Source organism: Kitasatospora sp. NPDC056076, from assembly GCF_042266305.1.
Classification (GTDB): domain Bacteria; phylum Actinomycetota; class Actinomycetes; order Streptomycetales; family Streptomycetaceae; genus Kitasatospora.
Genome location: NZ_JBHJWG010000016.1, coordinates 21,052 through 41,981 on the forward strand (window position 1 = coordinate 21,052; position 20,930 = coordinate 41,981).

17 protein-coding genes are annotated in these 20,930 nt (G+C 74.0%); 9 read left to right on the top strand and 8 right to left on the bottom strand.

Annotated elements, in window-relative coordinates:
- On the bottom strand, window positions 1-633 hold the full coding sequence (pdxH, locus tag ACFC1T_RS15580) for a pyridoxamine 5'-phosphate oxidase (protein WP_375888851.1): 633 nt from the start codon (window positions 631-633) through the stop codon (window positions 1-3).
- Between the two features lie 417 nt (window positions 634-1,050).
- On the opposite strand from pdxH, the gene ACFC1T_RS15585 reads away from it, so the two are divergent.
- Together ACFC1T_RS15585 and serC are read left to right on the top strand one after the other, a co-directional pair.
- Window positions 1,051-2,151 carry a citrate synthase 2 gene (locus ACFC1T_RS15585; RefSeq protein ID WP_375888543.1) on the top strand — a complete coding sequence of 367 codons (1,101 nt, stop codon included), beginning with the start codon at window positions 1,051-1,053 and terminating at the stop codon, window positions 2,149-2,151.
- Between the two features lie 151 nt (window positions 2,152-2,302).
- A complete protein-coding gene (gene serC / locus ACFC1T_RS15590; RefSeq protein ID WP_375888545.1) occupies window positions 2,303-3,427 on the top strand; it encodes a phosphoserine transaminase in 1,125 nt (374 codons plus the stop codon).
- A 325-nt stretch (window positions 3,428-3,752) separates the two neighbouring features.
- Here the strand turns inward: serC and thpR are convergent, their stop codons facing one another.
- The gene (gene thpR / locus ACFC1T_RS15595) at window positions 3,753-4,340 is read right to left on the bottom strand and encodes an RNA 2',3'-cyclic phosphodiesterase (RefSeq protein WP_375888548.1); all 588 of its coding nucleotides are present in this window, start codon (window positions 4,338-4,340) and stop codon (window positions 3,753-3,755) included.
- Window positions 4,341-4,386: 46 nt separating this feature from the next.
- Here thpR and ACFC1T_RS15600 point away from each other — a divergent pair, with 46 nt between their 5' ends.
- Window positions 4,387-4,905 (top strand): GNAT family N-acetyltransferase, encoded by a 519-nt coding sequence (locus ACFC1T_RS15600; RefSeq protein WP_375888550.1) that lies wholly within the window; start codon window positions 4,387-4,389, stop codon window positions 4,903-4,905.
- Between the two features lie 63 nt (window positions 4,906-4,968).
- Here ACFC1T_RS15600 and ACFC1T_RS15605 read toward each other — a convergent pair whose 3' ends face one another.
- The gene (locus tag ACFC1T_RS15605; RefSeq protein ID WP_375888553.1) at window positions 4,969-6,486 is read right to left on the bottom strand and encodes an MFS transporter; all 1,518 of its coding nucleotides are present in this window, start codon (window positions 6,484-6,486) and stop codon (window positions 4,969-4,971) included.
- Between the two features lie 136 nt (window positions 6,487-6,622).
- The gene (locus tag ACFC1T_RS15610) at window positions 6,623-7,057 is read right to left on the bottom strand and encodes a MarR family winged helix-turn-helix transcriptional regulator (RefSeq protein ID WP_375888556.1); all 435 of its coding nucleotides are present in this window, start codon (window positions 7,055-7,057) and stop codon (window positions 6,623-6,625) included.
- Between the two features lie 122 nt (window positions 7,058-7,179).
- Here ACFC1T_RS15610 and ACFC1T_RS15615 point away from each other — a divergent pair, with 122 nt between their 5' ends.
- Both ACFC1T_RS15615 and ACFC1T_RS15620 read left to right on the top strand, forming a co-directional pair.
- Complete coding sequence (locus ACFC1T_RS15615) at window positions 7,180-7,647, top strand: VOC family protein (RefSeq protein WP_375888559.1); 468 nt, start codon at window positions 7,180-7,182, stop codon at window positions 7,645-7,647.
- A 293-nt stretch (window positions 7,648-7,940) separates the two neighbouring features.
- Window positions 7,941-8,771: an MHYT domain-containing protein gene (locus tag ACFC1T_RS15620; RefSeq protein ID WP_375888562.1), complete on the top strand. Its 831-nt coding sequence runs from the start codon at window positions 7,941-7,943 to the stop codon at window positions 8,769-8,771.
- A gap of 153 nt (window positions 8,772-8,924) precedes the next feature.
- Here ACFC1T_RS15620 and ACFC1T_RS15625 read toward each other — a convergent pair whose 3' ends face one another.
- Entirely contained in the window at window positions 8,925-10,634 is a 1,710-nt protein-coding gene (locus tag ACFC1T_RS15625) for a hydrogenase maturation protein (RefSeq protein ID WP_375888564.1), read from the bottom strand.
- A 194-nt stretch (window positions 10,635-10,828) separates the two neighbouring features.
- Complete coding sequence (locus ACFC1T_RS15630) at window positions 10,829-11,752, bottom strand: DUF4231 domain-containing protein (RefSeq protein WP_375888566.1); 924 nt, start codon at window positions 11,750-11,752, stop codon at window positions 10,829-10,831.
- A 131-nt stretch (window positions 11,753-11,883) separates the two neighbouring features.
- Here ACFC1T_RS15630 and ACFC1T_RS15635 point away from each other — a divergent pair, with 131 nt between their 5' ends.
- Window positions 11,884-12,333: a VOC family protein gene (locus ACFC1T_RS15635; protein ID WP_375888569.1), complete on the top strand. Its 450-nt coding sequence runs from the start codon at window positions 11,884-11,886 to the stop codon at window positions 12,331-12,333.
- A 58-nt stretch (window positions 12,334-12,391) separates the two neighbouring features.
- Here the strand turns inward: ACFC1T_RS15635 and ACFC1T_RS15640 are convergent, their stop codons facing one another.
- A complete protein-coding gene (locus ACFC1T_RS15640) occupies window positions 12,392-13,846 on the bottom strand; it encodes an NCS2 family permease (protein ID WP_375888571.1) in 1,455 nt (484 codons plus the stop codon).
- Between the two features lie 203 nt (window positions 13,847-14,049).
- Here ACFC1T_RS15640 and ACFC1T_RS15645 point away from each other — a divergent pair, with 203 nt between their 5' ends.
- From ACFC1T_RS15645 to ACFC1T_RS15655, 3 genes are read left to right on the top strand one after another with little or no spacing between them, the layout of a single operon-like run.
- Entirely contained in the window at window positions 14,050-14,373 is a 324-nt protein-coding gene (locus ACFC1T_RS15645) for a DUF2530 domain-containing protein (RefSeq protein WP_375888574.1), read from the top strand.
- A 52-nt stretch (window positions 14,374-14,425) separates the two neighbouring features.
- Window positions 14,426-16,885 (top strand): HAD-IC family P-type ATPase, encoded by a 2,460-nt coding sequence (locus tag ACFC1T_RS15650; RefSeq protein ID WP_375888576.1) that lies wholly within the window; start codon window positions 14,426-14,428, stop codon window positions 16,883-16,885.
- A 56-nt stretch (window positions 16,886-16,941) separates the two neighbouring features.
- A complete protein-coding gene (locus tag ACFC1T_RS15655) occupies window positions 16,942-17,151 on the top strand; it encodes a hypothetical protein (RefSeq protein ID WP_375888579.1) in 210 nt (69 codons plus the stop codon).
- Window positions 17,152-17,153: 2 nt separating this feature from the next.
- On the opposite strand, the gene ACFC1T_RS15660 is transcribed toward ACFC1T_RS15655, so the two are convergent.
- A complete protein-coding gene (locus tag ACFC1T_RS15660; RefSeq protein ID WP_375888582.1) occupies window positions 17,154-20,450 on the bottom strand; it encodes a sacsin N-terminal ATP-binding-like domain-containing protein in 3,297 nt (1,098 codons plus the stop codon).
- Between the last annotated feature and the right edge of the window lie 480 nt (window positions 20,451-20,930).

Sequence of the window (20,930 nt, forward strand, 5' to 3'; positions counted from 1 at the left end):
TCACGGGCAGAGGCGCTCCACCCGCCAGCCGCCGGGGGCCGTCGGGTCGGCGAGGTAGCGGAGGCGGTCGTGCAGCCGGTTCTCGCGGCCCTGCCAGAACTCGACCGCCTCCGGGACGACCCGGTAGCCGCCCCAGAACGGCGGGACGGGGACGCCCTCGCCCTCGGGGTAGCGGCGCTCCAGGTCGGCGTAGCGCTGTTCGAGGACGGCGCGGCTCTCGACCGGGCTGGACTGTTCGCTGGCCCAGGCGCCGAGTTGGGAGCCGTGCGGGCGGGTGCGGAAGTAGGCGGCGGTCTCGTCCCGGCCGACCTTCTCCACCGGGCCTTGGACGATCACCTGGCGGCCCAGCACGATCCACGGGAACAGCAGCGCGGCGTACGGGTTGGCGGCGAGCTCGGAGCCCTTGCGGGAGCCGTAGTTGGTGAAGAACACGAAGCCGCGGACGTCGAAGCCCTTGAGCAGGACGGTGCGCGAGCTGGGCCGGCCCCGCTCGTCGGCGGTGGAGAGCACCATGGCGTTGGGTTCCGCCACCCCGGCGTCGTCCGCCTCGTGGAACCAGCGGGCGAACTGCCCGACCGGCTCGGGCGCGAGCTGGTCCTCGGCCAGGCCCTCGTGGACGTAGTGCTTGCGCATCACGGTGGGGTCCGGACCGGGGCGGGGCTCGTCGGCCGGGGTCCGGGTGGCGGGGCTCAGGGGCGTCGACTGGGCGCGTTCCGGGGTCTGCACGCCAACATCATCCCGTACGACAAGCAACCGGCACCGCTACCTCCGGACAAACCCCGGTCGGAGATATGGTGACTCGCCACCGCTTGACTGCCCGCCGTACGGGGAATTGTCCGGAACTTGACGTTTGGTTCCGGGAGTCCCCCGGGCACGACCGACCCTCGACGGGGAAGTCAAGTGGTCCCACGGGAAACATCACCGCGGTGGTGTATGGCGCAATGCACCCCGTGCCTGTCACTCTGGCACCGAGTGCCAACCACGATTCGGTCACTGGAGCGCCGCCCCACCACGGCGGAGCACCGATCGCAGAACTGAAGGAGCCGTCGCATGTCCGATTTCGTACCCGGGCTTGAGGGAGTCGTCGCGTTCGAGAGCGAGATCGCCGAACCCGACCGCGAGGGCGGCGCCCTGCGGTACCGCGGTGTCGACATCGACGACCTGGTCGGCCACGTCTCCTTCGGCCACGTCTGGGGCCTGCTGGTGGACGGCAAGTTCAACCCCGGCCTGCCCGCCGCCGAGCCCTTCCCGATCCCCGTGCACTCCGGTGACATCCGGGTCGACGTCCAGTCCGCGCTCGCCATGCTCGCCCCGGTCTGGGGCCTCAAGCCGCTCCTCGACATCTCCGCCGAGCGGGCCCGCGACGACCTGGCCCGGGCCGCCGTGATGGCGCTGTCCTACGTCGCCCAGTCCGCCCGCGGCCAGGGCCTGCCGATGGTCCCGCAGAGCGAGATCGACAAGGCCGAGACGGTCGTCGAGCGCTTCATGATCCGCTGGCGGGGCGAGCCGGACCCGAAGCACGTCAAGGCCGTCGACGCCTACTGGACCTCGGCCGCCGAGCACGGCATGAACGCCTCCACCTTCACCGCCCGGGTCATCGCCTCCACCGGCGCCGACGTCGCGGCCGCGCTCTCCGGCGCGGTCGGCGCGATGTCCGGCCCGCTGCACGGCGGCGCCCCGTCCCGCGTGCTCGGCATGATCGAGGAGATCGAGCGCACCGGCGACGCGACCGCCTGGGTCAAGAACGCGCTGGACAAGGGCGAGCGCCTGATGGGCTTCGGCCACCGCGTCTACCGCGCCGAGGACCCGCGCGCCCGCGTGCTGCGCCGCACCGCCAAGGAGCTCGGCGCGCCGCGCTTCGAGGTCGCCGAGGCGCTGGAGAAGGCCGCGCTGGAGGAGCTGCACAACCGCCGCCCCGACCGCGTGCTGGCCACCAACGTCGAGTTCTGGGCCGCGATCATGCTGGACTTCGCCGAGGTCCCCGCGCACATGTTCACCTCGATGTTCACCTGTGCGCGCACCGCCGGCTGGTCGGCGCACATCCTGGAGCAGAAGCGCACCGGTCGCCTCGTGCGCCCCTCCGCGCGCTACATCGGCCCCGGCCCGCGCCGCCCCGAGGAGATCGAGGGCTGGGACGCCATCGCGCACTGACCCCGCGCCGGCACACCCGAACAAACGCCTCTGACCAGCGGGTCCGGCTCCGTCCGGGCCCGCTGTCGGCGTCCCCCGAGCAACGGAGATCACAGTCTCAGCGGGCGGACGACCGTATCCCGGGCGAGTCCCGCGCCGGTAGGCTGCGCGCGTGGCTCAGATCCAGATCCCCGCTGACATCAAGCCCGCAGACGGCCGTTTCGGCTGCGGACCGTCCAAGGTGCGCCCCGAGGCCCTGAGTGCCCTCGCCGCCACCCAGGCCTCCCTGCTCGGCACCTCGCACCGCCAGGCCCCGGTGAAGAACCTGGTCAAGCGCGTGCGCGAGGGCGTGAGCAGCCTGTTCTCGCTGCCGGAGGGCTACGAAGTCGTCCTCGGCAACGGCGGCTCCACCGCCTTCTGGGACATCGCCGCCTTCGGCCTGGTGCGGGAGAAGTCCCAGCACCTGGACTTCGGCGAGTTCTCCTCGAAGTTCGCCTCCTCGGTCAAGGCCGCCCCGTGGCTGGCCGAGCCGACGGTGATCAAGACCGCCCCGGGCACCCACCCGCTGCCGGTCGCCGAGGCCGGCGTGGACGTCTACGGCCTCACCCACAACGAGACCTCGACCGGCGTCGCGATGCCGATCCGGCGTCCGGCAGGCGCGGACGAGGGCTCGCTGGTGCTGGTGGACGCCACCTCGGGCGCCGGCGGCCTGCCGGTGGACATCACCGAGACCGACGTCTACTACTTCGCCCCGCAGAAGTCCTTCGCCTCCGAGGGCGGCCTGTGGCTGGCCACCTTCTCCCCGGCCGCCCTGGAGCGCGCCGCCGAGATCGCCGGCTCCGGCCGTTACATCCCGCCGTTCTTCTCGCTGCCGACGGCCATCGACAACTCGTCGAAGGACCAGACGTACAACACCCCGTCGCTCGCCACCCTGTTCCTGCTGGCCGACCAGCTGGAGTGGATCAACGGCAACGGCGGGCTGGACTGGGCCGTCGCCCGTACGGCTGATTCCTCGTCCCGGCTGTACGCCTGGGCCGAGAAGTCCTCCTTCGCGAACCCGTTCGTGGCGAACCCGGCCGAGCGCTCCCAGGTGGTCGGCACCATCGACTTCGACGAGTCGGTGGACGCCGCCGCGGTCGCGAAGGCACTGCGTGCCAACGGCATCGTGGACACCGAGCCGTACCGCAAGCTGGGCCGCAACCAGCTGCGCGTCGCGATGTTCCCGGCGATCGACCCGGCGGACGTCGAGGCGCTCACCCACTGCATCGACCACGTGGTCGAGCAGCTGGCCGGCTGAGCCGCCCCGAGGGACACGGCTGAGGGCCACCGCCTACGGGCGGTGGCCCTCAGCCTTTCCGGGGCCGTTCGGGCTGCTCCGGGCCGTTCGGGCTGTCGGGCCGTTCGGGCTGTCGGGCCGTTCGGGCCCGGGCTACTTGCCGGACAGCGAGCTGATCAGCACGACGACCAGCAGCAGCACCAGGGTGCCGGAGACGATGCGCATTCGAGTCTTGGGATCCACGGTCAACGAGCGTACCTCCGGCTCGCACCCGCGCGAATCCGAGGCCCTGTTCAGCCCACCCTCGACCCCTCGCCCCCTCGACCCCCTCGCCCCCTGGCTCCCCTCAGCCCGAGTCGGCCAGCGCCCAGGAGCGCAGCGACTCGTAGTGGGCGAACCCCCCGGCCAGGTCGCTCCTCATCAGGTGCAGCCCGGCGGCCTCCCACTCCGGCCCCCGGTAGCCCGCCAGCGCCGCCGCCGGCCCCTCCAGCTCGGCCGCCGCGACCCGCTGGGCGGCCCGCCGGTGGCCGCGCGAGGAGCCGGCCCGGGCCAGGGTGAGGTGGGGGTGGAAGGCGAGGGCGTCGGCCTCCCCGGTGAACTCGGCGGTGGCCCCGGCCACGGCCTCCGCGAGCCCGCGCAGCGCCCGGGTCCGCCCCTCGACCCCGGCCCAGAGCACCCGGTCGCCGAACCGGCCGGCGCCGGCGATCCGCAGCGGGTGGGCCGGGTGCGCCCCGGCGACGGCCGCCAGGACGGTCCCCAGCTCCGGCAGCCGCTCGGCCGGTACCTGGCCGAGGAAGGCCAGGGTCAGGTGCCAGCCCTCGACGGCGGTCCAGCGCAGCCGGTCCGCCCCGGGCAGCCCGTGCAGCGGCGCGACCGCGTCGGAGAGCCCCTGGAGTGCCTCGGCGGGCGGCAGGACCGCGACGAACAGTCTCATGATCCAAGCTTCCCTCGCCCGGCCGTTCGGTGTAGAACGGTTTTCCATGAAGATCCGCAACGGGGGGCCCGCGGACGTCCCCGACATCCTGTCCCTGCTCGACGGCGCCGTCTCCTGGCTGGCCGCCGGGGAACGCACCGGCCAGTGGGGCGACCGGCCGTTCAGCACCGACCAGGCCCGGGTCGACCAGGTCGCCTCGTACACCGGGGAGTCGTTCCTGGTCCGCATCGCGGTGGACGACGAGGGCCGCACGATCGGCTGCTGCGTGCTGGCCGAGCAGCGGGGCAAGTTCGTCCCGGTCTCGGAGGAGCCCGAGCTGTTCGTCCGCCTGCTGGTCACCGACCGCAGCCTCAAGGGTTCCGGCATCGGCGCGGCGCTGATCGCCGACGCGGTCGAGGAGACCCGCCGGCGCGGCCTCGACCTGCTGCGGGTGGACTGCTACGCGGGCGACGACCGCAAGCTGGTCGGCCAGTACCGGGCGCTCGGCTTCACCGAGACCGCGGGCTTCGAGGTCGAGCAGCCGACCGGCACCTGGCTCGGCCAGGTGCTGGAGATCCGGCTCTGAATCCGATCCTGACACAGCGTCAGGACGCCCGGGGGTCGAGCCCCGAGGCGTCCTGACGAGCCGTCAGCAGGCTGCGGCCAGCTCCGACGTGCGGGCCGGGACGTGCCGCGGCACGACGGCCACCACGCGCCCGCCGCGACCGGGGTGCAGGTCGAACCGCACCCGCAGGTCCGCGCTGCGGGCCAGTACCAGGCCGACCGCGCCGGCCGCCAGCGCGGACACCACGCCGCAGGCCAGCAGGCCCAGCCGGGGCCCGTACGAGGCGGTGACCCAGCCGACGACCGGGGCGCCGATCGGCGTGCCGCCGGTGAAGACCAGCACCAGCAGGCCCATCACCCGACCGCGCATCTCGGGGTCGGTGGACAGCTGCAGCATGGAGTTGACCGAGGTGTTGAAGCTCAGCCCGAACACCCCGATCAGCGTCAGCAGCAGCGCGAAGGTCCAGTAGTCGGGCGCGAAGGCCGCGACCACCTCCAGGACGCCGAAGGCCAGGGCCGCGCCGACCAGCCGGCGCAGCCGGGGCGCGCCGCGGCGGGCGGCGAGCAGCGCGCCGGCCAGCGAGCCGACGGCCATCATGGTGTTCAGCAGGCCGTACTGCCCGGCGCCGACCTTGAAGGTGTCGTGGGCGAATCCGGCGAGCAGCGTCGGGAAGTTGAACCCGAAGGTGCCGATGAAGCCGGCCAGCACCATCGGCCAGAGCAGCTCGGGCCGCTCCTTCACGTAGCGCAGGCCCTCGCGCAGCTGGCCCTTCTCGCGGGCGATCGGCTCGGTCGGGCGCAGTTCGGACTCGCGCATCGCGAGCAGTCCGCCGATCACGGCGGCGAAGGACAGCGCGTTGACGGCGAACGCCCAGCCGCTGCCGACCGCGGCGATCAGCAGGCCCGCGACGGCGGGGCCGACCAGCCGGGCGGTCTGGAAGTTGGCGGCGTTCAGGCTGACGGCGTTGGCCAGGTCCTTGGGGCCGACCATCTCGGACACGAAGGCCTGCCGGGTCGGGTTGTCGACCACGGTGACCAGGCCGAGCAGCAGGGCGAAGGCGTACACGTAGTACGGCGTCACCACACCGCCGACGGTCAGCACGGCCAGGCCGGCGGCGAGCAGGCCCATCGCGCCCTGGGTGCAGATCAGCAGCCGGCGCTTGGGCATCCGGTCGGCGAGCACGCCGCCGAACAGGCCGAGCAGCAGCATCGGCAGGAACTGCATGGCGGTGGTGATGCCGACCGCGAGCGGGCTGCCGGTGAGGCTCAGGACCAGCCAGTCCTGGGCGATCCGCTGCATCCAGGTGCCGGTGTTGGACACCACCTGGCCGGCGAAGTAGTAGCGGTAGTTGCGAACGCGCAGGGAGGAGAACATCCCCCCGGGCCTGGTGAAGCGGGCTCCTGTGGGAGATGCGGCCGGGTGGGTCCGGCGCTGAGCGGCGGGGTGCGCCGCGGTGCGTTCGTCGGGGTCGTCGTCGCCGCTGCCGGGCAGCCCGCTGGGGGCGGGGGCCTGGGCGTCGGCGGCCGCGGTGCGGTCCGCGGCGGGGTCGTTGGTCGGGTCGTCGGTACGGGCGGCGGCGCTGGCTGCGGCCGGCGGTGTCACGGTGGTCTCCCCTCGCGGCGCGACGGCCCTGGCGGGGGCCGTCGCGCTCCTGGTAACGGTGGTCGGTCCTGCGGTGATGCGGGCTCCTTCTCCTCCCGGCGGCCGGCCGGGGTCGGTGTGCCTCGATCTGTACGAGTTACAGGTGGGCGAGCTTGTAGAGCACGGGCGCAGCCTCCCTGAGGACGGCCCATTCCTCGTCGTCGAGCCCTTGGGCGAGCTCGGCGAGCCAGACGTTTCGGCGCCGACGACTCTCCGCGAGGATCGTCTCGGCCTGCTCGGTGCTGCTGACGACCACCTGGCGGCGGTCCTCGGGGTGCGGCTCGCGCCGCACCAGCCCCTTCTCCTCCAGCATCGCGACGATCCTGGTCATCGAAGGAGGCTGCACGTGCTCCTTCCGGGCGAGCTCACCCGGCGTCGCCTTCCCGCACCGGGCGAGGGTGCCCAGCACTCCCATCTCGGTGGGACTCAGCGACTCCTCCACCCGTTGGTGTTTGAGTCGTCGGGAGAGGCGCATCGTGGACGACCGCAGCTGTGAGATCGCTGCGAGGTCCGGCTCGGACATCTCGGGCATCTCTTTAGCTTACGTCATTACTCTCGCTAAAGAAAAACGGGTTCCCACCGCGCCGGAGGATCGGCCCGGTGCCATATTGGTGAGGGGTGATCGTTCCCGCCTCCCGGAAGGGCCGACCAGACATGTCCGACCTCGCCTCCGAGCAACCCGCGCAATCCGCACAGTCCGTGCGGCCGGCGCAGTCCGAGCGATCGGCGCAGTCCGTGCAGTCCGCGCCGGACGACTCCGGCTTCGCCCGGCTCGCCATGGTCACCATCGACTGCGCCGACCCGGTCGCGCTGGCCTCGTTCTACGGCGAGCTGCTGGGCTGGGAGACCCGTCACGTGGACGAGCGCTTCGCGATCCTGGACAACCCGGAGGGCGGCAGCCCGCTGGGCTTCGGCCGGGTGACGGGCTACCGCCCGGAGCCGTGGACCGAGCCGGACGGCAGCAAGCACTTCCACCTCGACTTCTACGTGGACGACCTGGAGGAGTCCACCGCGAAGGCCCTCGCGCTCGGCGCGACCGAGCCGAGCTACCAGCACGGCCGCACGCTCAAGGTGCTGATCGACCCGGCCGGGCACCCGTTCGGACTGGCCCCGCTGGAGTAACGCACCAAGCCGCCCGGAGGCCGTGCGCAGGCGGTGTCAGGGCTTGGTGCCGAGATCTTGCAGACCGCGTAAAGGTCCTTCCTGACCTGGGACTTCACGAAAAGCGCGAACCTTGTGCGACCACCGGGCAGTGGTTACTGTCCCGGGTTGTCAGGGGCATCACCACGCCAGGTCTCCCCTCGGCGGAGCCCCCTCCGTGCCCGTCTGCGCGCGCGTCCCACCCGTTCCCGGTCCCCCGTCGGCCACCTCCGCCCGAACCCTGGCGCCCTCAACCCCTCGTCCAGGGAGCTCAATTGGGTGAGATCCATCATGCCGACCACGGCTGGGTGACACCGGCGGTCTCGTACTTCGTCGCCTGCCTCGGTGCCTTCGTCGCCCTGCGCAGCGCCCGCTGGGCACTGGTCTCGACGGGCCGCAGCCGTGCCGTCTGGCTGCTCTTCGCCTCGACCTCGCTCGGCGCCGGCATCTGGTCCATGCACTTCATCGCGATGCTCGGCTTCTCCGTCACCGGCGCCGAGATCACCTACCAGCCGGGCCTCACCGTGCTCAGCCTGCTGGTCGCCGTCGCGGTGGTCGGCATCGGGCTGTTCACCGTCGGGTACTGGCGGGGCCACCCCGTGCTGTCCCTGCTGGTCGGCGGACTGACCACCGGGCTCGGGGTCGCCGCGATGCACTACCTGGGCATGGCCGCGATGGTGCTGCCCGGCCGGCTCGGCTACGACCACGTCACCGTCGGGCTCTCGATCGGCATCGCGGTGTTCGCCGCCACGGCCGCGCTCTGGGCCGCGCTGAACATCCGCGGCACCCTCGCGGTGCTGGCGGCGGCGCCGGTGATGGGCGTGGCGGTCTGCGCGATGCACTACACCGGCATGGCGGCGCTCTCGGTCCGCCTCGACGCCTCGCACTCGACCCAGGGCGGGGTGATGGCACTGCAGTTCATCTTCCCGCTCGGGGTCGGGCTCGGCTGCTACGTGTTCTTCGGCTCGCTGGCCTTCGCCGTCTCCCCGAGCAAGCCCAGCACCCAGCCGCTGCTGGTCGGCCCGGCCGCCCCGCTGCCCCCGCGGACGCCCCGCGTCCCGCCGCAGCGGCAGCCGCTGAGCCGCACGGCCAGCGGCCGCCGCTGAGCGGCACCGCCGCCCGGCGCCGAGCCGGGCCGCCGCCCCGCACCGAGTCGCGGGCGGCCCCACGACGGACGTCCGGCCGGGTCCCCCACCCCGGCCGGGCGTCACCGCTTCACCGCCGCGCCGGAGGCCACCGCCCCACCGCCGCACCGGGGTTCAGGGCCGGCCGAGCAGCCCCGTCAGGTGCTCCGGCGTGGCCGCCGGGCAGGCCTTGCGCACGAAGTCCCGCCGCAGCGCGTGGTACGGCTCGCCCGCCCGGTAGAAGTTGCCGTGCATCCGGCGCAGTTCCTCCGCCCGGTACGCGGCCAGCGGCTTCGCCTCCTCGTCCTCGGCGCGGCGGCGCTTCTTGTCCACCAGCCGCCCGGTGAGCTCCGGCGAACCGGCCAGCCGGGCGGCCTCCCGGGCCGTCCAGCGGCGGAACTCCGCCGCGTCCCCGCCGGCCGTGCGGTCCACCAGGCCGATCCGGCGGGCGTGCGCGGCCCCGACCGGCAGCGCCTCGGTGGTGAGCCGCTCGGCCTGCTCGGCGCCGACCCGGGCGGGCAGGGTGTACGTCCAGTACTCGGAGCCGTACAGGCCCATCAGCCGGTAGTGCGGGTTGAGCACCGCCGACTCCCGGCACCACACCTCGTCGGCGGCCAGGGCCAGCATCAGTCCGCCGGCCGCCGCGTTCCCGGCCAGCGCGGCGACGGTCAGCTTGTCGTCGGTGGTCAGGACCGCCTCGACCAGGTCGTCCATCGCGTTGATGTTCTCCCAGGACTCCAGCGCCGGGAAGGCCGAGCCCTCGATGACGTTGAGGTGGATCCCGTTGGAGTAGAAGTCCCGGGGCGCGCCCAGCACCAGCACCGAGGTGGGCCGGTCGGCGGCCGCGCGGTAGGCGGCCAGCAGCCGGCGGCACTGTTCGGTGCCCATCGCCCCGCCGGCGTAGGCGAATTCGAGGAAGCCGACCTCGCCGTCCTCGTGGTAGCGCAGCTCCGACCAGGTGTCCCGGCGGGCGGCCTGCTCCGGGGCCACCGGCACCTCGCGGACCCGGTGCAGCTCGTCGGCGAGCACCGTGGCGGCGGGCAGCTTGAAGGTGACCGGCCCGCCCGGGGTGCGGCGCGGGCGCAGCTGGGGGATCCAGACCGCGCCGTCCACGGTGGCCCGGCAGATCGCGCCGTCCCGGGTGGCGAGCACGGCGCCGGGCTCGGGGCCGCGCAGTTCGTCCTCGGGGTGGCCGCCGTGCAGGAAGAACTCCCGCCCGTACAGCTCGTCCAGCACGCCGGGCTGGGAGTCGGCGGCGCGCAGCTTGCGCAGCACGGTGGCGGTGTCGTCCTGCTGCCAGTCGATCCGGCGCGTCTCCTGGCGCAGCAGGGGCCGCAGTTCGCCGCGTACGTCGGGGCGGGCGTAGTCGAGCGGTTCGGGGGTGAACAGCCCGCCCTCGTACCGCTGGACGGCCAGCAGGACGGCCTCGACGGCGGCGTCCGCGACCTCGCCCCGGTACAGCTCGCTCTTGCCGCGGTCGGGGACGGGGAACTCGACGGAGGCCCAGATGTCGCCGGCGTCCATCTCCTCGACGGCCTGCAGCACGGTGACGCCCCAGTGCCGGGCGGACTCGGTGATCGCCCAGTCGAGCGAGGAGGGGCCGCGGTCGCCCTTCGGGCCCGGGTGCACGATCAGGACCGTCCGGGTGGACCAGATGTCCGCCGGGACGGCCTTGGTGAGCATCGGGCAGACGATCAGCTCCGGGTCGACCCGGGCCACCGCCTCTCGCATCTGCTCGTCGCCGAGGGCGAGTTGGACGGCGACCTGGTGGCCGCGCTCGCGCAGCTCGGTGTGGACGCGCTGGGTCAGGCTGTTGAACGCGGTGGCGATCAGGAGAATGCGCACAGGGGGCCTCCGGGCAGGGACTGCGGGTCGCGCGGAGGCGATGAAACCACGGCATGGACACGTAATGGTCACGTTCCGTGCCTCGGCGCCCCACTCTCACCCTCCCCGCACACCTGTGCCCCCGGCGTGGCCCCGCTTCGCCGGATCTCCCCAGCCCCTCCCCGGAGTTGGACTGGCGCGCCGTCCGGCCGGAGCTACCGGGGGAAGGCCCGGCGGGCCCGCCAGGTGGTGTGCTCGCGGGAGACGGCGTCCTCGGCCTCGGCGGCCAGCCGGGCCCAGCGCTCCTCGGCGTCCGGCGTCTTGAGGTCGAGGTCGGAGAGCTGGTTGCCGACGTTCTCCAGCTCGCGCGCGGCCAGTTGGTAGGCGGCGGCCAGCGGGCGCAGCTGCTTGAGCTGGGTCCAGGCGATGATCGCGGCGGCCGCGGCCGAGCTGGCCCCGAAGATGTGCACCTCCAGGGCGCCGGTGGCCTGGGCGATCGCCGCGGCGGCACCGATGATGATCAGCGTCGCGATGCCGAGCCCCCAGGAGACCGCCTGGGACTCGCAGGACTCGGCCCGGGAGCGGTACCAGGTCCGCTGGCTCTCGACCCGGGTGCGCAGGTAGAGAGTGCGCCGGGCGGTGAGGCTGCCGGCCCGGGAGCGGCGCATCTCCTCGGTGATCTCCGGGACGCTGCCGGGCGGCACGATCTCCGGGTCCTCGAAGGCCCGCAGCACGTCCTCGACCTGGAGCAGGTAGCCGCGGTCGGCGTCCGGCGAGTCGGCCTCGCCGCCGAACGGCCGGGCCCGCACGCTGTACTTCCAGGCGAGCGTCTTGACCGACTCGGCCGCCGCCCGCGCCTCGTACCACCGGCCCTGCGGGTTGCCGCGGCGCAGCCGGGACCAGAAGTAGCCGGCGATCAGGAAGGCGGCCACCGAGAACAGTGGCTTGATATCGCCGTCGCCCTTGTGGTCCGGGCCCGGGAGCGAGCCGATCAGCGCGGCGACCACCAGCATGGCGATCAGTCCACGGTGCCAGCGGAGCGTCTCGCGCTGTCCGTCCAGCGAGGCCTTGTCCGCCCGCCAGAACAGTTCCGGCAGCAGTCGCGCCTCGACGCCCCCGGGCGGATCCTGTTGCACCATCGGTCGAGTCCCCTCCCCGTCTCCGTCCAGCCAGTATTCCCGCCGCCAACTGCCCTACACGGTCGCCTTTTTGACACCTTCCGACCGCCGGTGATTGCCGCCCCCGGCCGGTAACCGGTAGAACCGGTTACATGCCGCTGCACTGGAAGCTCGTCATCGACTGCACCGACCCGCACCGCCAGGCCGCCTTCTGGGGCGCCGCCCTCGACTACACCGTCGAGGACCACGCCGCCCTGATCGCCCGCCTGCTGGAGGCCGGCGCGATCACCCCGGACGCCCTCACCGAGGCCGACGGCCGCCCCGCCTGGCGCACCCTCGCCGCCGTCCGCCACCCGGACGACCCGTACGACCCCGCTTCGGACACCGGCCTCGGCCGCCGGATCCTGTTCCAGGCCGTCCCGGAGCCCAAGGAGGGCAAGAACCGCCTCCACCTCGACGTCCACCCCGGCCCGGGCGAACGCGCGGCCACCGTCACCCGCCTCGAAGCCCTCGGCGCCGCCGTCCTGCACGAGGTCGCCGAGCCCGGCGGTACCTGGACGGTCATGCACGATCCGGAGGGCAACGAGTTCTGCGTGCACTGAGAAAGCCGTAGGGCCCTCCCCGCACGTGGCGGGGAGGGCCCTACGGGCCGGGCGGCCGTCAGAGCAGGCCGAAGGCCGGCATCAGGTAGTAGAAGGCGAAGACCGCCGCCACCGCGTAGAGCGGCACCGGGACGCTGCGGCCGCGGCCGGCGGCCAGGCGCAGCACGCAGAAGGCGATGAAGCCGAAGCCGATGCCGTTGGTGATGGAGTAGGTGAACGGCATCATCACGATGGTCAGGAAGGCCGGGATCGCGATGGTGTAGTCCGCCCAGTCGATCTCCTTGATCGAGTTGGCCAGGATCAGGAAGCCGACCGTGACCAGGGCCGGGGTGGCGGCCTGGGCGGGGACCATGGTGGCGAGCGGGGTGAGGAACAGCGCCACCACGAAGAGCAGGCCGGTGACGATCGAGGCGAAGCCGGTGCGGGCGCCCTCGCCGACGCCGGCCGTGGACTCGACGAAGCAGGTGTTGGCGGAGGCGGAGGTGGCGCCGCCGGCCGCGGTGGCGATGCCGTCGACCATCAGGATCTTGTTGATGCCCGGCAGGTCGCCCTTCTCGTCCAGCAGGTGGGCCTCGTCGGCGACGCCGAGGATGGTGCCCATCGCGTCGAAGAAGCAGGACATCAGCACGGTGAAGACGAACAGCACGCCGGTGAGCACGCCGACCTTCTCGAACCCGCCGAACAGGCTGACCTTGCCCACCAGCCCGAAGTCGGGGGCGGCCACCGGGTTGCCGGGCCAGGTGGGGACGGTGAGGCCCCACTTGAGCGCCGGCACGTCGGCGACCTTGTCGAGCACCAGGGCGAGCACGGTGGAGGCCGCGATGCTGATCAGGATGGCGCCGGGCACCTTGCGGATGACCAGGACCAGGGTCAGCAGCAGGCCGAAGACGAAGACCAGCACGGGGAAGCCGAGCAGGTGGCCGTTGCCGCCGAGCTGCAGCGGGACGGTGGTGTGGGCGGCGTCCGGGATGCGGCTGACGAAGCCGGAGTCGACCAGGCCGACCAGGCTGATGAACAGGCCGATGCCGATCGCGATGGCCTTGCGCAGGCCGAGCGGCACGGCGTTCATGACCCGCTCGCGCAGGCCGGTGGCGACCAGCAGCATGATCGCGAAGCCGGCCAGCACCACCATGCCCATGGCGTCCGGCCAGGTCATCCTGGGCGCGAGCTGGAGCGCCACGATGGTGTTGACGCCGAGTCCGGCGGCCAGGCCGATCGGCACGTTGCCGATCACGCCCATCAGCAGGGTGGTGAGACCCGCGGTGAGGGCGGTGGCGGTGACCAGCTGGGCGCTGTCCAGGTGGGCCCCGGCCATGTCCGTGGCGCTGGCCAGGATGATCGGGTTCAGCACCAGGATGTACGCCATGGTGAAGAAGGTGGCGACACCGCCGCGGATCTCGCGCGGCAGGCTGGAGCCGCGCTCGCTGATCTTGAAGTAGCGGTCCAGGGCGCTGGTGGGGGGCGCGGGTTCCGCGGGTTCGGGCGACTCGGTGGTCGGCTGGACCACAGGCATGCGTGCGTCCTCTGTGGGGGAGCTGAGGAGGGGGGAACGCCCGTGGCGACGGCGGCCGGGCGTGGACCCTCAAGTATGGTTTCCCGGTCGCACACGCGCTATCTTCGCGCGTAGAGCCCGCCCCTGGCCGACCTGGCGCCCCGCCGCACCCCTCGGGAGCCCCCACCGCCCCGGGAGCCCCCGCGCACCGTACGCTAGGCCCCATGCCCAAGACGCCGCTGCACCCCTCGCCCCCTCCGCTGGAGGCCAATGACGTCGCCATCGTCGGCGCGGGCACGGTGCTGTGGTTCGTCGCCTTCGTCGCCCTGCTCCCCTTCCAGGGCACCCTCTCCGACCACGGCCACGGCACCTGGCCGTGGATCTGCCTCTCCGGCGGCCTGCTCGGTCTGATCGGCCTCTGGTACTGCCGCGCCCGCCGGGACGCGATCGCCCGCAGCCGCGCCGCCGAGGCCGCCGCACCGCAGGCGGACGGCGGCGCCGGTGGCAGCACCGGGGACGGCACCGGCCCTGCCACCCAGTCGGACTGAATAGTCCTTTAGTAGCACGCACCGGACATAAGGCGCCCGTAGAGTCGGTGCCATGACGCAGCCTGCCCAGCCCGCGGAAGAGCAGCAGCCGACCGGCGGAGACCATCCCGACGGAGCGCACCCGCTCGGGCTGCTGCCCGGCCGGCGCGGCGGCCTGACGGCCGCCGAGGTGGCCGAACGGGTGGCGAACGGGCAGGTCAACGACGTCCCGGTACGGTCCAGCCGGTCGACCGAGGAGATCGTCCGGGCCAATGTCTTCACCCGCTTCAACGCCATCATCGGCATCATGTTCGGGATCATCCTGGTCGTCGGACCGATCCAGGACGGCCTGTTCGGGCTGGTCATCGTCGCCAACACGGCGATCGGCATCTTCCAGGAGCTGCGCGCCAAGAAGACCCTGGACAGCCTGGCCCTGATCGGCGAGGCCAGACCGCAGGTCCGCCGGGACGGCGCCGTCCAGCAGATCACCGTCTCCGGGATCGTCCTGGACGACACCGTGCTGCTCGGCATCGGCGACAAGGTGATCGTCGACGGCGAGGTGACCGAGGCGGACGGCCTGGAGATCGACGAGTCACTGCTCACCGGCGAGCCCGACCCCGTCCTCAAGCAGCCCGGCGACCAGGTGATGTCCGGCAGCTTCGTGGTGGCCGGCGCGGGCGCGTTCACCGCCACCAGGGTCGGCCGGGAGGCCTACGCGGCCCAGCTGGCCGAGGAGGCCAGCAAGTTCACCCTGGTGAAGTCGGAGCTGCGCAGCGGCATCAACAGCATCCTGCGGTTCATCACCTACCTGCTGATCCCCACCGCGATCGGTCTGATCATCAGCCAGCTGGCCGTGGAGGGCCGCGACTGGCGCGAGGCGGTGCGCCGGATGGTGGCGGGCATCGTGCCGATGGTCCCCGAGGGTTTGGTGCTGCTGACCTCGGTGGCCTTCGCGATCGGCGTGATCCGGCTGGGCCGCCAGCAGTGCCTGGTCCAGGAGCTCCCGGCGATCGAGGGCCTGGCCCGGGTGGACACCGTCTGCCTGGACAAGACCGGCACCCTCACCGAGGGCGGCATGGACGTCGTCGACCTGCGGCTGATCGCCGACGGCGGCTCCGCCCCGCCCGAGCGGGACACCGTCCAGCACGCACTCGCCGTGATGGCCGGGGCCGACGCGCGCCCCAACCCGTCCATGCAGGCCGTGATCGACGCGTACGGGCGCGGCGACGGCGCCGGCCCGGGCGGCCACGGCTGGCGGGTGATCGAGGCGATGCCCTTCTCCTCGGCCCGCAAGTGGAGCGGCGTGCAGCTGCTGGAGCCCCAGGGCGGCGAGGCCAGCTGGCTGCTCGGCGCCCCGGACGTGCTGCTGCCCGCCGGGCACCCGGCGCTCGCCGAGGTGGACGAGCTGGGCGCCAAGGGCCTGCGGGTGCTGCTGCTGGGCCGCACGCCCGTCCCGCTGGACTCCCCCGACCCGGCCGCCGGGCTCACCCCGCTGGCCCTGGTGGTGCTCCAGCAGCGGCTGCGCGCGGACGCCGCCGAGACCCTGCGCTACTTCGAGGGCCAGAACGTCCGGGCCAAGGTGATCTCCGGCGACGCGGCGGTCTCGGTCGGCGCGGTGGCCGGCCACCTCGGGCTGCCCGGCGCGGACCGCCCGGTGGACGCCCGCACCCTGCCGAAGGACCCGGAGCAGCTCGCCGAGACCGCCGACCGGACCAGCGTCTTCGGCCGGGTCACCCCGCAGCAGAAGCGCGAGCTGGTCGGGGCGCTGCAGTCCCGCGGCCACACCGTGGCGATGACCGGCGACGGCGTCAACGACGTGCTGGCGCTCAAGGACGCCGACATCGGCGTGGCGATGGGCACCGGCTCGGACGCCACCAAGGCGGTCGCCCAGATCGTGCTGCTGAACGACTCCTTCGCGACCCTGCCCTCGGTGGTCGCCGAGGGCCGCCGGGTGATCGGCAACATCGAGCGGGTCGCGGGCCTGTTCCTGGTGAAGACGGTCTACTCGGTGCTGCTGGCGCTGCTGGTGATCTTCACCCACTCGCCGTACCCGTTCCTGCCCCGGCACTCCACCGTGCTGTCCACCCTCACCATCGGCGTGCCGGCCTTCTTCCTCGCCCTCGCCCCCAACAACGAGCGGGCCCGCACCGGCTTCGTGAAGCGGGTGCTGCGGCTGGCGATCCCGGGCGGCGCGATCGCCGGCACCGGCACCTTCGTCGCCTACGCGCTGGCCCGCTCCGACCACGCCACCGACCTCAGGGCCGACACCAGCGTGGCCACCCTGACGCTCTTCCTGATCGCCATCTGGGTGCTCGCCATCGTCGCCCGCCCGTACAACTGGTGGCGCCTGCTGCTGATCGGCACCATGGGCCTCGCCTTCGCGCTGGTGCTGCTGGTGCCGTTCCTGTCGAACTTCTTCGAGCTCTCCCTGGTCGGGCAGCGCGACCCGTGGACGGGCGTGGCCATCGCGGTGGTCTGCGGCATCGTCCTGGAGTGCGCCTGGGCCTGGATGAAGCGCCGCGGCATGGAGTGACCGGCCCGCCCCGCCCCCGTCGGCACCCTTAGCATTTCCCCGAGAGGGGGTGCCCGATGGCACGCAGGGGCGGGGATCTGGAGGCGTTCATCGCCTTCCTGGGCGGGCTGCTGGCCGCCGGGCTGGCGGCGCTGGCGATGGCGGGCGTCGGCCTGACGGTCCGTCCGACGCCCGCGGTGAAGACGGCGGCGGTGGTGACGCTCGGCGCGGTCTGGCTGACCGTCACCACCACCGTCTACCTGCGGCTCAAGCCGCGCGACCGCTGAACTCAGCCCTCGAAGTCCCGGGCCGCGGACAGCTCGTACGCCCGGTCCGGCTCGCTGAGCGCGGCCAGCACCTCGAAGCGCCGGTGCCACTGGCCGACCGACCAGGCGAGCCCGGCCGCCAGGCCCTCCGGGGTGGCGGCGTGCAGCAGCCCGGGCACCGGCGGGACCTCGAACTCGTCGTCCTCGTCGCCGGCTTCGGCCAGCTCCGGGTCGTACGGCGGCTCCGGGGCGTCCGCCGCGTGGTCCCAGCGCCAGTCGACGGAGGCCTCGCCGCCGTCCGGGCCGACCACCAGCAGCTCCTCGTGCTCCTCGTAGGCGACCGGGCAGCCGGGCAGCAGTTCCCGCACCACGGCGGGGACCCGGTGCAGCACGCCCTCGGAGAGCACCCGCCCGCCGGCCACCTCGCTGGCCAGCGACACGTTCAGCCGCTCGGCGAGGTCCGCGGCGAGCGCCGGGGCGACCGGCAGCAGCGGGTACGGGTGCAGGAGTTGGACCAGGTCGGGGGCGTCCGCGACGACCGCCTCGGTGGCGTCCACCACCACCGTGTGGTCCGGGCGGCGCCCGGTGGCCGGGTCCAGCGGCGGCAACGCCCGTACCACGTCGAGCGGTTCGATCCGGTCCCGGTCGACCCGGGCCAACGCGCTGTGGATGCCGTGCAGTTGGCGGTGGCCGACCTCGGCGGCCGGGTCGGTGAGCCGGTCCAGCGCCTCGTCCGGGCCGTGCGGCTCGGCGAGCAGCGCGGCCAGCGTGGTGCGCACCCCGAGCGCGTGCAGGAACTGGTCGTCCAGGGTGGTGCGGGCCTCGTCGTACAGGCCGCGCAGCAGCGGGTCGGCCCCGGCGGCGCGCAGCCCGGCGGGCTCGCGGCCGCCCAGCACCGGGTGGTCGCGCAGCCACCACGCGGTGTACGGCGGGAGGTCGGCGTAGCTGCCGTCGGGCAGCAGGGTGCGCACCGGGTTGACCACGGCCTCCCGGTACGGTGGGCGGGCGAGCGCGGCGAGCGCCTCGGGCCAGGCGTCGTCGTCCACCAGGTCGAGGTCGCGCACGGCCAGCAGTTCGGCGGCCACCGGCGGGACCCCGAGCACCTCGTCGGCGTTCAGCGCCTCCAGGGCGTCCTCGGCCCACTCGGCGAGCCCGTCGGGGGCCTCGTCCAGCAGCCCGGTGGGGTGCCCGCCGGCCGCCCGGTCGGCGGGCGCGGTCGGGTCGAGCCGCTCCAGGTCGTCCGGGTCGAGCACCACGTCCTCGGCGCGCACCAGCACGAAGTCGGCCAGCACGCCGACGGCGGCCAGCACCTCGGGGCCCCAGCGCTCCAGCAGCTCGTCGTCCACCCAGCCGGCGTCCTCCTCGCGGGCGAGCGCCGCGAACGGGCTGTCGGGCAGCACCAGTTCGCCCGCCCGGGCGGGCTCGCCCTCGTCGTCCAGCAGCGCCAGCCGGGCCAGCCAGGGGTGCTCGCCGACGGCCGGGGCGGCGGCCTTCACCAGGGCCAGGACGGCGTCGGCCAGCTCCAGCGCGGCGTCCAGGTCGTCGTCGGCCAGCTCGTAGGAGCGGGCGACGGCGGCCCGCACCTCGGGGGTGTCCAGCACCCCGGCCGGGGTGGCGGTGCCGGCGCCCAGCTTGGCCAGCAGCGGGTGGGCGGCCTCGGGGTGGGCCAGCCGCAGGTCGAGCGCGGCGAGTGCCCCGGCCAGCGACTCGGGGTAGCCGGGGAAGGCCGCCCAGTCGGCGTCCTCGGAGGGCAGCAGGACCCGCCGGGGCCCGGTGACGGTCCGTCCGTCGGCGAGCGGCACGGGCAGCGCGCCGAGCGCCTCCGGGTCGGCCGCGCCGAGCGCCGCGTACAGGTTGCGCCACCAGGCCGGGTCGCGGTCCAGCCCGCCGAGCTGGTCGACCACGTCGGCCAGCGGCACCCGGCGCACGTTCAGCACCCGCAGCTCGGTGCGGCGCTCCAGTCCGGCCGGCAGCAGGCCGGGGAAGATCGGCGCGAGCGCCTCCACCACCGAGCCGTCCGCGCCCTCCAGCAGCGTGGCGTCGCGCGGCCGCAGCGCGGGCGTGCCCTCCTCGACGCCGCCGGGGTGCGGCAGGAACGGCGTGCCGGGCAGCCGGGAGAGCACCGCCGCACGCAGCGCGTTGTCCAGCGCGCCCTGCCCGAGCGGCCCGGGGACGAGGCCGAGCGAGCCGAGGTCGGCGCCGCGGGCGCGCAGCAGGTCGGTGTAGCTGTCGGCGGCGCGCTCGGTGAGGAAGTCGGTGAGCGCGCCGGGGGCGATGTGCCGGCGGGTGGAGTCCAGCGGGTAGGAGGCGATCAGCAGCGCGGGCAGGCCGATCGGCTCGTCGCTGGGGGTGGGCGCGTGCAGCACCGGCGCGATGGCGGGCCGCTGCGGGGTGCCGTCCTCCTCGACCGGGACGGCCCAGGTCACCGTCCAGTACGGGCGGGCGCGCTCCTCGGTGGGCCGGTCGGTGAGCAGTTCGGCGGCCAGCCGGCCGGTGGCGCCGGCGGTCTGCCAGAGGGTGCGCCGCAGCCGGCCGCCCCCGTCGTCGGTGACGGTCACCTCGGTGACGCCGTCCGGGCGGGGCTCGGCGGCGCTGCGGGTGAGCGTGCGGGTGCCCTCCGGGGTCTCCACCACGACCTCGGACAGGCCGGGCAGGGTGAGCAGCAGGGCGTCGTCGACGGCGGTCAGCAGACGGCGGGTCAGGTCCTCGGCGGCGGCGTCGCGCAGCGGCAGCACCACCACGGTGTCGTAACCGTCCGGGGCCGGGCCCTCGGCGGCGAAGGGCAGCCGCAGCAGCGGCACGTGGCCGTCCCGGCGGCGCAGTTCGTCGGCCAGCGCGGGCTGCGCCTCGGCGAGCGAGCGGGCCTCGCCCAGTGACCAGCGCACCCCGCCGGCGGCGCCGAGCACGGCGGGCTCGTCGGTGACGGCGAGGACGGCGGCGAAGCCGACCCCGAACCGGCCGACGGCGGGCTCCTCGCCGCGCTTGGAGGAGGCGCGCAGGGTGGACAGCGACTCGACGGCCGCCGCGTCCAGCGGGGCGCCGGTGTTGGCGGCGGCGAGCACGCCGTCGGCCAGGGTCAGCCGCAGCCGCCCGGGGCCGCGCCCGGCCCGGACCGCGGCGTCGGCCGCGTTCTGCGCCAACTCGACCACCAGGCGGTCGCGGTAGCCGCCGAGCGCCAGCTCCTCCTCGGCGTTGGCGTCCTCCCGGAACCGGGCCGGGGAGGCGACCCAGGCGTCCAGCACCCGCCGGCGCAGCGCGGCGCTCCCGAACGGGTCCGCGAGGTGCTCGTCCGTGCCGCTGCCGATGATCCGAGGTTCCACGGGACCTGCCACCTTCCGCCGCCCTGTACGTCGTAGGGCATTCTTCCCTGCCCCACCGACTGCTCCCGACCACCGCCCGGTCCGGCGGCGGCGCGGGGCCCGGCCGGGCGCGGGAATCCGCAGGCGGGGGCCGGTCGGCGGCGGACCGTCCGGCCGCACGGTCCGCCACTCCCGTCCCAGGGGGACCAGGAGCACCACGGGAACCGACGGAGGGCGGAGCGGGCCGGCGGAAGCGGAGAAAGGCCGAGGGGGTCGGAGGGGGCGGAACCGCCGGGCCGGCACCCCACTGCCGGGGCCCGACGGCCCGCCCTGCTGCCGCCCGTGGGCTGGGGGGAGTCCCCACGGACGGCAGGCGGGCGGGGCCCCGCCACCGGCGGGCGCCCCTACCGGCAACAACGTCGCGGCCCGCCCCCCCCGGGGAGTGGGGCGGGCCGCCGCCCGGGGCCCGCAGGAGCGGGGGCGGATACACAAAGGACGCGG

Excerpts from the sequence above, each read along its gene's own strand:
- ACFC1T_RS15635 (WP_375888569.1), top strand. The coding sequence starts at position 11,884 with ATGCCGCTGCACTGGAAGCTCGTCATCGACTGCACCGACCCGCACCGC.
- ACFC1T_RS15610 (WP_375888556.1), bottom strand. The coding sequence starts at position 7,057 with ATGCCCGAGATGTCCGAGCCGGACCTCGCAGCGATCTCACAGCTGCGG.
- thpR (WP_375888548.1), bottom strand. The coding sequence starts at position 4,340 with ATGAGACTGTTCGTCGCGGTCCTGCCGCCCGCCGAGGCACTCCAGGGG.
- pdxH (WP_375888851.1), bottom strand. The coding sequence starts at position 633 with ATGCGCAAGCACTACGTCCACGAGGGCCTGGCCGAGGACCAGCTCGCG.
- ACFC1T_RS15655 (WP_375888579.1), top strand. The coding sequence starts at position 16,942 with ATGGCACGCAGGGGCGGGGATCTGGAGGCGTTCATCGCCTTCCTGGGC.
- ACFC1T_RS15600 (WP_375888550.1), top strand. The coding sequence starts at position 4,387 with ATGAAGATCCGCAACGGGGGGCCCGCGGACGTCCCCGACATCCTGTCC.
- ACFC1T_RS15630 (WP_375888566.1), bottom strand. The coding sequence starts at position 11,752 with ATGGTGCAACAGGATCCGCCCGGGGGCGTCGAGGCGCGACTGCTGCCG.
- ACFC1T_RS15640 (WP_375888571.1), bottom strand. The coding sequence starts at position 13,846 with ATGCCTGTGGTCCAGCCGACCACCGAGTCGCCCGAACCCGCGGAACCC.
- ACFC1T_RS15615 (WP_375888559.1), top strand. The coding sequence starts at position 7,180 with ATGTCCGACCTCGCCTCCGAGCAACCCGCGCAATCCGCACAGTCCGTG.
- ACFC1T_RS15645 (WP_375888574.1), top strand. The coding sequence starts at position 14,050 with ATGCCCAAGACGCCGCTGCACCCCTCGCCCCCTCCGCTGGAGGCCAAT.
- ACFC1T_RS15650 (WP_375888576.1), top strand. The coding sequence starts at position 14,426 with ATGACGCAGCCTGCCCAGCCCGCGGAAGAGCAGCAGCCGACCGGCGGA.
- ACFC1T_RS15585 (WP_375888543.1), top strand. The coding sequence starts at position 1,051 with ATGTCCGATTTCGTACCCGGGCTTGAGGGAGTCGTCGCGTTCGAGAGC.